Annotated in this window: 7 protein-coding genes; 3 read left to right on the forward strand and 4 right to left on the reverse strand. The window is 73.8% G+C overall.

Annotated elements, in window-relative coordinates; genetic code table 11:
- Positions 1–5: 5 nt before the first annotated feature.
- From cydD to hisC, 4 genes are all read right to left on the reverse strand, one after another.
- Positions 6–3,599, reverse strand: coding sequence for a thiol reductant ABC exporter subunit CydD (gene cydD, locus AC07BS_RS24210; protein WP_478934424.1), 3,594 nt, complete (start codon positions 3,597–3,599; stop codon positions 6–8).
- A gap of 16 nt (positions 3,600–3,615) precedes the next feature.
- Complete coding sequence (cydB, locus tag AC07BS_RS24215) at positions 3,616–4,617, reverse strand: cytochrome d ubiquinol oxidase subunit II (RefSeq protein ID WP_478645274.1); 1,002 nt, start codon at positions 4,615–4,617, stop codon at positions 3,616–3,618.
- 25 nt (positions 4,618–4,642) lie between these two features.
- Positions 4,643–6,223 carry a cytochrome ubiquinol oxidase subunit I gene (locus AC07BS_RS24220; protein WP_478934427.1) on the reverse strand — a complete coding sequence of 527 codons (1,581 nt, stop codon included), beginning with the start codon at positions 6,221–6,223 and terminating at the stop codon, positions 4,643–4,645.
- Positions 6,224–6,484: 261 nt separating this feature from the next.
- A complete protein-coding gene (gene hisC, locus AC07BS_RS24225; RefSeq protein ID WP_478934429.1) occupies positions 6,485–7,561 on the reverse strand; it encodes a histidinol-phosphate transaminase in 1,077 nt (358 codons plus the stop codon).
- 335 nt (positions 7,562–7,896) lie between these two features.
- Here hisC and AC07BS_RS24230 point away from each other — a divergent pair, with 335 nt between their 5' ends.
- From AC07BS_RS24230 to AC07BS_RS24240, 3 genes are all read left to right on the forward strand, one after another.
- Positions 7,897–9,009, forward strand: coding sequence for a LacI family DNA-binding transcriptional regulator (locus AC07BS_RS24230; RefSeq protein WP_478645266.1), 1,113 nt, complete (start codon positions 7,897–7,899; stop codon positions 9,007–9,009).
- Between the two features lie 436 nt (positions 9,010–9,445).
- Entirely contained in the window at positions 9,446–10,546 is a 1,101-nt protein-coding gene (locus AC07BS_RS24235) for a metallophosphoesterase family protein (protein WP_478934431.1), read from the forward strand.
- A gap of 185 nt (positions 10,547–10,731) precedes the next feature.
- Positions 10,732–11,670: a hypothetical protein gene (locus tag AC07BS_RS24240; protein WP_478934433.1), complete on the forward strand. Its 939-nt coding sequence runs from the start codon at positions 10,732–10,734 to the stop codon at positions 11,668–11,670.
- Positions 11,671–11,821: the final 151 nt, after the last annotated feature.

An 11,821-nucleotide genomic window follows, 5' to 3' on the forward strand; every position in this document is an offset into this window, starting at 1 on the left:
CGAGACTAATAAGCGCCATTTGCCAGGGAAAGCACTGTACGACCGATGTTACGACCGGTGTCCGGGCCGGCGCCCTCGTCCGAGCCGTGCCCCGTGCTCCCGTCACCGAGGCGGCCCACCTCCGCCGCCTCCCGCTCCAGCATCCGCCGGAACGGCCCCGGCTCCCCCGCCAGCGCCGCGTACGTGCCGCGCTGCGCCACCCGGCCCGCGTCCAGCACGATCACCTCGTCGACCGCCTCCAGCCCGGCCAGCCGGTGGGTGATCAGCACGGTCGTCCGGCCCTCGGTCGCCGCCAGCAGGTCGGCGGTGAGCGCGTTCGCCGTCTCCAGGTCCAGGTGCTCGGCGGGCTCGTCCAGCACCAGCACCGGGAAGCCGGCCAGCAGCGCCCGGGCCAGCGCCAGCCGCTGCCGCTGCCCGCCGGACAGCCGCGCCCCGTGCTCGCCGACGAGGGTGTCCAGCCCGCGCGGCAGCCCGTCGACCCACTCCAGCAGCCGCGCCGACGCCAGCGCCCGGCGCAGCTCGGCGTCGTCCGCGCCGGGGCGCGCGAGGCGCAGGTTCTCGCGCAGGGAGCTGTCGAAGACGTGCGCGTCCTGCGCGCACAACCCCACCAGGCGGCGCACCGCGTCGCCGTCCGTCCCCGCGGCCGGCCGCCCGGCGAGGGTGTACGTCCCCTCCTCGGCGTCCAGGAAGCGCAGCAGCACCTGGGCGAGCGTCGTCTTGCCCGCCCCCGACCGGCCCACCACGGCCACCCGGCGGCCCGGCGTCAGCTCCAGATCGACCCCCTCCAGGGCCGGCGCCGCCTGCCCCGGATACCGCGCCGTCAGCCCCGCGAGCCGCAGCGGGAAGGGCGAGTCGGGCGCGGGCCCCGTACCGTCGCGTACGGGCTCGGGCGCGTCCAGCACCTCGTACACCCGCTCGGCCGAGCGCCGGACCCGCTGCCGGTGGAGGACCGCGAGCGGCAGCCCGGCCACCGCCTCGAACGCGGCGAGCGGCACGAGCACGACCACCGCCAGCCACACCCCGTCCAGCCGTCCGTCGTGCACCGCCCGCACGCCGACCCAGGCGGCGACGGCCGTCGTCAGACCGCAGGCCAGCGCCGACAGGCCCGCGCCCAGCGCGGTGGCGGCGGCGGACCGGCGGGCGATCCGGGTGAGTTCGGCGTCCGTGCGCCGCAGCCGCTCCAGCCGAGCGGGCAGCGCGCCGGCGACGGTCAGTTCGGCCGTACCGGTCAGCACCTCCACCGTGCGCGCGGTCAGTTCGCCGCGCGCCCCGGCCAGCCGGCGTTCCGTGCGCCGGGCGACCGCGCCCGAGAGCGCCGCCACGGCCGGCCCGCCGGCCAGCAGCCCGGCGGCCAGGACCGCGCCCGCCTCGGGCAGCAGCCAGGTGGTGAAGCCGACCGCCGCCGCGCCGACGACCACGGCCGAACCGACGGGCAGCAGCCAGCGCAGGAAGTGGTCCTGCAACGCGTCCACGTCCGCGACCAGCCGCGCGAGCAGGTCGCCGCGCCGCGTCCCGCGCAGCCCGGCGGGGGCCAGCCGCTCCAGCCGCCGGTAGACCGACACCCGCAGCCCCGCCAGCACCCGCAGCACGGCGTCGTGCGAGACCAGCCGCTCGGCGTAGCGGAAGACCGACCGCCCGATGCCGAACGTCCGCGTCGCCGTGACGGCGACCATGAGGTAGAGCACCGGCGGCTGTTGCGAGGCACGCGAGATGAGCCACCCGGAGACGGCCATGAGCGCGACGCCGCTGCCGAGCGCGAGCGAGCCGAGCAGCAGGGCGAGCCCGAACCGCCCCCGCAGGGGCCGCCCGGCGGCCCGCACCCGCGCGAGCACCCGGCCGCCCGGCCGGGCCCCGGGACCGTCGTCCTCGGGCGCCGCCACGGGGTCCGGACCGGCCCCGGTCCGCGTGCCCCCGGGCGCCGGCTCCGCGGAGAGCGGCTCCGCCAAGCGCCGCGACCCGGCGGGCCGGCCGCCGAGGCGGACCGTCCGGTCGGCCACGGCGAGCAGCGCGGGCCGGTGCACGACCAGGACGACCGTGCGCCCGGCCGCCAGCCGCCGTACCGCCTCGACGATCCCGGCCTCGGTCTCCCCGTCCAGGGCCGCGGTCGGCTCGTCGAGCAGCAGCACGGGCCGGTCGGCGAGGAACGCCCGGGCCAGCGCGAGCCGTTGCCGCTGCCCGGCGGACAGCCCGGCCCCGTCCTCCCCGAGGAGCGTGGCGGCGCCGTCCGGCAGCGCGGACACGAAACCGAGCGCCCCCGCCGCGCGCAGCGCGTCCCGTACCTGCGCGTCCGTCGCGTCCGGCCGGGCCAGCCGGACGTTCTCGGCGACGGTCCCGGCGAAGAGGTGGGGCCGCTGCGGCACCCAGGCCACCTGCTCCCGCCAGCCGGCGGGGTCGATCGACGCCAGGTCCTCGCCACCCACGAGCACCCGCCCGCCCGCGGGCCGTACGAGGCCCAGCAGCACGCCCAGCAGCGTCGACTTGCCCGCCCCGCTGACGCCGGTCACCGCGACGGTCTCCCCGGCCCGTACCTCGAACGAGGTCTCGGCCAGGGAGGGCGCGGTCCGGCCCGGATGCCGTACGACGAGCCGGTCGACGGTCAGCGCGGCCCCGCGCGCGTCGGGCGCCGGCCGCGTGCCCGCCGGCGCGGGCTCGGTCTCCAGCACGGCGAAGACCTCGTCGGCGGCGGCCAGCCCCTCGGCCGCCGCGTGGTACTGCGCCCCGACCTGACGCAGCGGCAGATATGCCTCGGGGGCCAGCACCAGCACCATCAGGCCGGTGGCCAGGTCGAGTTCGCCGTGGACGAGCCGCATGCCGATGCCGACCGCCACCAGCGCCACCGACAGCGTCGACAGCAGCTCCAGCGCGAACGAGGAGAGGAACGCCAGCCGCAGCGTCCGCAGCGTCGCCCGCCGGTAGTCGGAGGTGATCGCGCGGATCGACTCGGCCTGCGCCTTGGCGCGGCCGAAGACCTTGAGCGTGGGCAGCCCGGCGACGACGTCGAGGAAGTGCCCGGAGAGCCGCGACAGCAGCCGCCACTGCCGGTCCATCCGGGACTGGGTGGCCCAGCCGATGAGGGCCATGAAGAGCGGGATCAGCGGCAGCGTGAGGACGACGACCAGCGCGGACAGCCAGTCCGCCGTGCCGATGCGGGCCACGACCGCCACCGGCACCACGACCGCGAGGCCGAGCTGGGGCAGATAGCGGGCGAAGTAGTCGTCCAGCGCGTCGATGCCGCGCGTGGCGAGGGCGGTGAGCTCGCCGGTGCCGCGGCCGGTGCCGGCCGGCCCGAGCCGGGTGGTGTGCTCCAGCAGCCGGGTCCGCAGCGCGGACTTCACCGCGGCGCTCGCCCGGTGCGCGGCCAGCTCGGTCAGCCAGGCCACCGCGGCCCGGCCCAGGGCCGCGGCGGCCAGCAGCGCCAGCGGCCGGGTGAGGTCGCCGGCCGTCCGCCCGGCCTCGAAGGCGCCGGTCACCACCTCGGCGATCAGCATCGCCTGGGAGATGACCAGCCCGGCCCCCGCCAGCCCCAGCAGGACCGAGGCGGCGAGGAAGAGACGGGTCGCGGAGGCGTGCCGCAGCAGCCGGGGGTCGATGGGCCTCATGACGCGCGCCCGGGCCTCAGTGCGCGGCCGGGATGTGCTGGGTGCCGATCCGCTTGCGGAACACCCAGTAGGTCCAGGCCTGGTAGGCCACGATCAGCGGGGTCGCGAAGCCCGCCACCCACGTCATGATCCCCAGCGTGTACGGGCTGGAGGCGGCGTTGGCCGCGGTCAGGCTCCACGCCGGGTCCGAGGAGGAGGGCAGCACCTCGGGGAAGAGCGCGAGGAAGACCGCGGCGAAGACCGCCACCACCGTGACCCCCGACAGGGCGAACGCCCAGCCCTCCCGGCCCGCCCGGTTGAGTACCAGGGCCACGAGCAGCGCCACGACCGCGACGGCCGTCGCCGGCAGACTGCGCCCGTTGCCGTGCGCCGCCTGGGTCCAGGACAGGAAGGCGACGGCGAGCAGCGCCGCGGCCAGGCCGTACCACCGGGCGTGCGCCCTGGCCCGGTGCCGGATGTCCCCGGTGGTCTTCAGAGCCGCGAAGACCGCACCGTGGAAGGTGAACAGCACCAGCGTGAACAGGCCGCCGAGCAGGGCGTACGGGCTCAGCAGGTCGAGCACGCCGCCCGTGTAGTTCTTGTCCGGCCCGATCGGCACGCCGCGCACGATGTCGGCGAAGACCACGCCCCACAGGAAGGCGGGCAGCAGCGAGCACCAGAAGATGGCCCGCTCCCAGTTGCGCTGCCAGCGCTCCTCGGGCCGCTTGTGGCGGTACTCGAAGGCCACACCGCGCACGATCAGGCAGACCAGGACGGCCAGCAGCGGGAGGTAGAAGCCGCTGAAGAGGGTGGCGTACCAGTCGGGGAAGGCGGCGAAGGTGGCGCCGGCCGCCGTGATCAGCCAGACCTCGTTGCCGTCCCAGACCGGGCCGATGGTGTTGATCAGCACCCGGCGTTCGGGGCGGTCCTTCGCGAGCGTCCGGGTCAGGACGCCGATGCCGAAGTCGAATCCCTCGAGGAAGAAGTAGCCGGTCCACAGGACGGCGATGAGCAGGAACCAGAAGTCGTGGAGGTGCATGGTCGTCTCTCCTTCCGCCGCCGCGTCAGTACGCGAAGGTCATCGGCTGGTCGGCGTCCTCGGTCCGTCCGGCGTCGCCGCCGCCGGACGGCATCCGGAGCCGGGGGTCCTTCGTCGGCGGCTTCTCGTCGGTGTCCGGTCCGGCCTTGCCGTACTTGACCAGCAGCTTCACCTCGACCACGGCGAGCACGGCGTAGAGCGCGGCGAAGACGGCCATGGAGGTCAGGACCTCGCCCTGGCCCACCCCGGGGGAGACGGCGTTGCCGGTCTTCATCAGGCCGTACACGGCCCAGGGCTGACGGCCCATCTCGGTGAAGATCCAGCCGAAGGAGTTGGCGATCAGCGGGAAGCCCATGGTGAGGATGCCGATCCGCCAGGACCACATGGTGAAGAACGGGCTCATCTCCCGCGTCCGGGTGAGCATCAGACGCGGGATCTCGTCGCCGTCCGTACGGAACTCCGGGGCCAGCCACAGCTTCCGGCGGGTGGTCCACAGCCCGATGAGCGCGGCGACGAAGGACGTCATACCGAAGCCGATCATGAGCCGGAAGCCCCAGAAGGTCATGAAGATGCTGGGGATGTAGTCCTGCGGATCGCCGCCGTACTGCGCCGCCTCACGCGCCGCGATGTCGTTGATGCCGGGGACGGCGTCGGTGAAGTTGTTGTGGGCGAGGAACGAGAGCAGGCCGGGAATCTCTATCTCGACACTGTTGTGGCCCTTGGAGACGTCGCCGACGGCGAAGACGGAGAACGGAGCCGGTGACTGCGTCTCCCACAGCGCCTCGGCGGCCGCCATCTTCATCGGCTGCTGCTCGAACATCACCTTGCCGAGCTCGTCGCCGCTGACCGCGGTGCCCAGGCCGGCGATCACCGCCACCACCAGGCCCACCCGCAACGAGGCCAGCATCGCCGGCAGCTGCTTGCGCTGCTTCTCGCCGAGCTCCTCGCCCTTCAGCCGGCGGCGCTTGGCGCGCCACAGGTGGAAGGAGGAGACGCCCACGACGAACGCGGCACCGGTGAGGAAGGCGGCGGTGAGGGTGTGGAAGACGACGACCAGGGTGGTGTTCTGGGTGAGCACCGCCCAGATGTCGGTGAGCTGCGCCTTGCCGGTCGCCTTGTCGACGGTGTAGCCGACCGGGTGCTGCATCCAGGAGTTGGCGGCCAGGATGAAGTAGGAGGAGAGGATCGTGCCCACGGCGACGATCCATATGCACGCGCAGTGGATCTTCTTGGGCAGCTTGTCCCAGCCGAAGATCCACAACCCGATGAAGGTGGACTCGAAGAAGAAGGCGAGCAGCGCCTCCATCGCGAGCGGCGCACCGAACACATCGCCGACGAAGCGCGAGTAGTCCGACCAGTTCATGCCGAACTGGAACTCCTGGACGATGCCGGTGACCACGCCCATCGCGATGTTGATCAGGAAGAGCTTGCCCCAGAACTTGGTGGCGTGGAAGTACTTGTCCTTCCCCGTACGGACCCAGGCCGTCTCCAGCCCGGCCGTGATCGCGGCCAGACTGATCGTGAGTGGCACGAAGAGGAAGTGGTAGACGGTGGTGATCCCGAACTGCCAGCGGGCCAGCGTCTCCGGAGCCAGAGCCAGATTCACGCGGTCTCTCCTTGCCTCGAGCGCGCCCGGCGGCGCACGCCGCCGGCGATCCGCCCCCGTATGACCCACATAAAGAAGGACATAAAGGCGCGCTTGTGAACGCGTTCACATTCACAAGCATTATTGCGCACCCCCTTTTCGGACAAGAAAGGGGGGTACCCCCTTCGGCCCTGGCGCGAAGGGGGTACCCCGGGTCCCGCGGGCCGGTCGGTCCCGGCCCGGCGGCTGCGGCTCCTCGCGGTCGGCCGCCGCTCCTCCCGGCTACAGCTCCTTGCGGAACTCCTCCGCCGCGCGCAGGAAGAGGTCGTTCGCCTCCACCTCGCCGATGGTCACGCGCACGCCCTCCGGGAACGGCCGGACCACCACGCCCGCCCGCTCGCACACGGCCGCGAAGTCCTGCGAGCGCTCCCCCAGCGGCAGCCAGACGAAGTTGGCCTGGGACTCCGGCAGCTCCCAGCCCTGCCCGGCCAGCGCCGCGGCCACCCGCGTCCGCTCGGCCACCAGCGCGTCGATCCGCTCGCGCAGCGCCTCCTCGCTGCGCAGCGAGGCCACCGCCGCGTCCTGGGCCACCTGGCTCACGCCGAACGGCACCGCGGTCTTGCGCAGCGCCGCCGCCACGGGCTCGTGCGCCACGGCGAACCCGATCCGCAGCCCGGCCAGCCCGTACGCCTTGGAGAAGGTCCGCAGGACGCAGACGTTCGGGCGGGTGCGGTAGAGGTCGATGCCGTCGGGGACGCCGGCGTCACGGATGAACTCCAGGTACGCCTCGTCGAGGACCACCAGCACGTCCGCGGGCACCCGGTCCAGGAAGGACTCCAGCTCGGCCCGGCGGACCACCGTGCCCGTGGGGTTGTTGGGGTTGCAGACGAAGATCAGTCGGGTCCGCTCGGTGATCGCGGCGAGCATGGCCTCCAGGTCGTGGACATCGCCCTCGGCCAGCGGCACCGGCACCGGCGTGGCGCCCGCGACCTGGGTGATGATCGGGTACGCCTCGAAGGAGCGCCAAGCGTAGATCACCTCGTCGCCCGGGCCCGCCGTCGCCTGCACCAGCTGCTGCGCCACGCCGACCGAGCCGGTGCCCGTGGCCAGGTGCGACAGCGGCACGTCGAAGCGGTCCGCCAGCTCGGCCATCAGCCCGGCACAGGCCATGTCGGGGTAGCGGTTGAAGGAGGAGGCGGCGGCCAGGGCGCTCTCCAGGACGCCGGGCAGCGGCGGATAGGGGTTCTCGTTGGAGGACAGCTTGTAGGCGACCGGGCCGCCGGGGGCCGCCGGCCGGCCCGGCTTGTAGGTCGGCACGCTGTCCAGCGCCGCGCGCAGCTTCGGGGTCTTCTCGGTCACCGCGGGGTCCTCCTCCGCCTGGGAAGCCAATACTGCACACCTTATGAGGATTGACCCGGGCGGCGTCCAGAGTGAAGGGAGCGCTCCCCTTTCCGTCGCGCGCCGTGGCGGGCGCCGTGGCGCGCGTCCCCCGTGAAGGTGAGTTGAGACCTCTTCGATACCTGGACCAGTCATGAGACCCGGATCGGCCGGGGAACGACAGCCCGCCGTCCACCCGCTCAACCACCTGCAATTCCATGATCATTGACAGGTTTCGGTAGAGCAGAAACGTGCCTGTCAACAGTCATCTGCACCGCCCTGCCAAAGGACCACCCGAGCCCTACTATCGGCTCGCCATGACAGCAGCAGGGAAGCATCAGGTGAGCCGGGCGGATCCGTCCCGCAGGGGCAGCCGGCAGGGGCGGGCGGGCATCCGTGATGTGGCCGCCGCCGCCGGGGTTTCGATCACGACCGTCTCCGACGCGCTCAACGGCAAGGGCCGGCTACCGGACGCGACCCGCCGCCACGTCCGCGAGGTCGCCGACCGGCTGGGCTATCGCCCGTCCGCCGCGGCCCGCACCCTCCGTACGGGCAAGTCGGGCCTCATCGGCCTCACGGTCACCACCTACGGGGATGAACCTTTCACCTTCACCGAGTTCGCCTACTTCGCCGAGATGGCACGGGCGGCCACCTCGGCGGCGCTGGCCCGCGGCTACGCCCTGGTCATCCTCCCCGCCACCTCCCGGCACGACGTGTGGTCGAACGTCGCCCTCGACGGCACCGTGGTCATCGACCCCTCCGACCACGACCCCGTCGTCTCCGACCTGGTCCGCCAGGGCATCCCCGTGGTCTCCGACGGCCGCCCCGCGGGCACCCTCCCGGTGACGGCCTGGGTCGACAACGACCACGAGGCCGCCGTGCTGGGCATCCTCGACCACCTCGCGGAGGCCGGGGCGCGCCGGATCGGCCTGCTCACCGGCACCACCACGGACACCTACACGCGCCTGTCCACCACCGCCTACCTGCGCTGGTGCGAGCGCGTCGGCCAGGACCCGGTCTACGAGGAGTACCCCGCCCACGACCCCTGCGCCGGCGCCGTGGCGGCCGACCGCCTGCTGGCCCGGCCCGACCGGCCCGACGCGGTGTACGGGCTGTTCGACCCCAACGGCACCGACCTGCTCGCCGCCGCCCGGCGCTACGGTCTGCGCGTCCCGGACGACCTGCTGCTCGTCTGCTGCAGCGAGTCCACCGTCTACGCCACCACCGAACCGCCGATCACCACGCTCTCGCTCAAGCCCCGGCGGATCGGCACCGCGGTCGTCCAGCTCCTCATCGACGCCATCGAGGGCCTGGACACCGGCCGGCCGGTGGAGCAGGTCATACCCACCGAACTGATCGTGCGGACGTCGTCCGAGCGCCGCCCGCCGCGCACCACCGTCAGCCCGCCGCGCGGACCCGCGGCCACCTGATCCCGCGTATCCGACCCCGGCGCACCCGACCCGGCGCACCCGACCCGGCGCGCCCGGCGAAAACCGAGACGCGTCCGACGTCACCACGTCACTCCCGTCTCCACGGACCACCCCCACCGCGCCCGCCCCACCGACACGGCGGACGCCCCGCGCCCCGACCCGCGTCAACCGGAAGCGGACCCGCGTCCGGCGCACGGGCATGCCGTCCCGGGCTCCGGGGAGCCGCCCCGGCACACCGCTGACCGGCGCGAACGGCTCATTTAACGGCTCATTTGGGGAGAAATGACCGGCGATCCCGGTGTCCTGCACCGATTCACGGCCCCTGGTGCGTCACAAGCCGCGACGGTCATTCCTATGATGGGCGCACGACACCACGGACCGCCATCGACCAGGCAGGGTCCACAAGGTGCACGGCGGCGCGATGGTGGAGGGGTCGATGACTCAGGGGGCCGGGCAGGGACCTGCGGCACGGACCACGGCGGCGATGCCGCCCTTCCCCGGGTACGCCGCGCCCGGTGCCATGCCCGGATACGCGCACACCGCCCCGCCCGCGTCCGAGTACCCGGACTATCCGGGCTACACCCCGACCGCACGCGACCTCCCGGTGATCGGCCCGGCCGCCCCGCAGGACGTGCCCACGGTCGAGCTGACCCCCATCGCACCGCCCCAGCCCCAGCCGCAGCACCAGCACCACCACGGCGCGCCGGCCGGCCGCGGTCCGCTGTACGTGGTCGGCGACGTCCACGGCTATCTGGACGAGCTGTACGAGGCGCTCGCCGCCCAGGGCCTCATCGACGCCCACGGCCACTGGGCCGCGGGCAACGCCCGGTTGTGGTTCCTCGGCGACTTCACCGACCGCGGCCCGGACGGCGTCGGCGTGATCGACCTGGTCATGCGGCTGTCCGCCGAGGCCGCCGCGGCCGGCGGCTACTGCAAGGCCCTCATGGGCAACCACGAGCTGCTGCTCATCGGCGCCAAGCGGTTCGCCGACACCCCGGTGAACTCCGGCGCCGGCACCGCCTCCTTCCAGGCGGCCTGGCTGCTCAACGGCGGCCAGCGCACCGACATGGAGCGACTGGAGGACCACCACCTCCAGTGGATGTCCCGCCTCGACGCCATCGCCGAGGAGGACGGCCACCTGCTGGTGCACTCCGACACCACCGCCTACCTCGAGTTCGGCGACTCCATCGAGGACGTCAACGACGCGATCACCGAGGCCCTCCAGCGCAACGACCCGGACGAGGTCTGGGACCTGTTCCGGAAGTTCACCAAGCGGTTCGCCTTCCGCGACGAGGAGGCCGGCCCGATGGCCGTCCGCGAGCTGCTGGCGACCTACGGCGGCAGCCGTATCGTCCACGGCCACAGCCCCATCCCCTATCTGCTGGGCGAGGTCGGTACCGAGGACGCGGACGGCGAGGACGGCACTCCGCTGGTCGAGGGACCCCATCTGTACGCCGACGGGCTCGCGCTGGCCATGGACGGCGGCGTCACCATGGCCGGAAAGCTGCTGGTCGTGCAACTTCCGCTGGCGGGCTGAGGGTTCGGCCGGGCGGTGCGCGGGCAGGTGTGGAGTTCCACCGCCTCGGGGTAATTCGGGAAACCGGCTGTCACCCCGCGCCGGTGCGGCTCTACCATCGGATATCCGTAGCAGGCTCTCCTCCGTTTCCGCCCACTGCCCGGCACACGCCGGCACCCGGCCCTACGGAGCATCGGGGGATGCACATGAACAGCGTTCCGCACCTGCTGGCCGAGGACCGCCCGGAATTCGAGCGCGTTCTCGACCAAGCGCTGCGTACCGCGAAACATGACCCGGAACTGGCCGCCGCGCTGGGAACGCGGCTCACCGGACGACGACGCGACGACGAACAGCGCTCCACGACCGAACACCGCCCGACGACCGAACAGCGGCTCACGCCCGAACAGCTGCGCGCCATGGCCATGAGCGCCATGGCCGCCATCTCCGCCTGCGCGGCGGCGGAGTACCAGACGCTCCTGGGCGCCCGCGAGGAGCTGCGCGCCCGTACGCCGGCCGCCCGGCCCCAGCCGGCCGGTGCCGGGACGGGCCACGGCGGCGCCCCGCTGCCGCCCGCCGCCACCGCGGCCGCGGCCCCCGAGGAGGAGCAGGGCGCGGGCGCCGGCGCGGTCCTCGTGGTCCTGGCCCCCGTTCTGGCCGGGATCGCCGCGTTCCTCTTCCTGTTGATCGGCTATGTGATGCGTACGGCGGGAGCGGCCGAGGCCGCCTCCCATCCCATGATCACGATCGGCTGGTGGTTCGGCGCCTTCACGGCCGCCGGGGCGCTCGTCGCGATGTCCGGCATGCTCCGCACGGCCCTGCGCAACGGCCGCGGCGAGGACCAGGCTCCACCGCGCGACCACCTCGCCGAGGAGGCCGAGCGGGCCCTCGTGGCCTGGCGTCAGGCGCTGCTCGAACGGGGCATCCTGCCCTTCTTCCGGGAGGCCCTCGACCGGTCCCCGGCCGCGCCGCGCCGCCCCCGCCGGCCGGTCCGGCCCTCCGTCCCGAGCCGGACGCCCCGCCTGGGCTACTCCCGCCCGGGGTTCTCCAGCCGTGACAACGGCCCGTCCGGCCCCACCCGGCCGGGCCGCGGCGACCCGGACCTCACCCGCCCCGACACCGGCGGCCCGGACCGCAGGACCGACTAGGGCCCGCTGCGCTCCTTCTCCCCCCCTCCTGGGGGGGGGGGGGGGGGGGGGGGGGGGGGGGGGGGGGCGGGCGGGGGGGGGGGGGGGGGGGGGGGGGGGTGCGGGGGGAGGGGGGGGGGGGGGGGGGGGGGGGGGGGGGGGGGGGGGGAGT

The sequence above is a fragment of the Streptomyces sp. NPDC044063 genome (assembly GCF_056434285.1).

Bases quoted from the DNA above. Each gene is read 5' to 3' on its own strand.
- cydB (WP_478645274.1), bottom strand. From the start codon at position 4,617: ATGCACCTCCACGACTTCTGGTTCCTGCTCATCGCCGTCCTGTGGACC.
- AC07BS_RS24235 (WP_478934431.1), top strand. From the start codon at position 9,446: ATGACTCAGGGGGCCGGGCAGGGACCTGCGGCACGGACCACGGCGGCG.
- AC07BS_RS24240 (WP_478934433.1), top strand. From the start codon at position 10,732: ATGAACAGCGTTCCGCACCTGCTGGCCGAGGACCGCCCGGAATTCGAG.
- cydD (WP_478934424.1), bottom strand. From the start codon at position 3,599: ATGAGGCCCATCGACCCCCGGCTGCTGCGGCACGCCTCCGCGACCCGT.
- AC07BS_RS24230 (WP_478645266.1), top strand. From the start codon at position 7,897: ATGACAGCAGCAGGGAAGCATCAGGTGAGCCGGGCGGATCCGTCCCGC.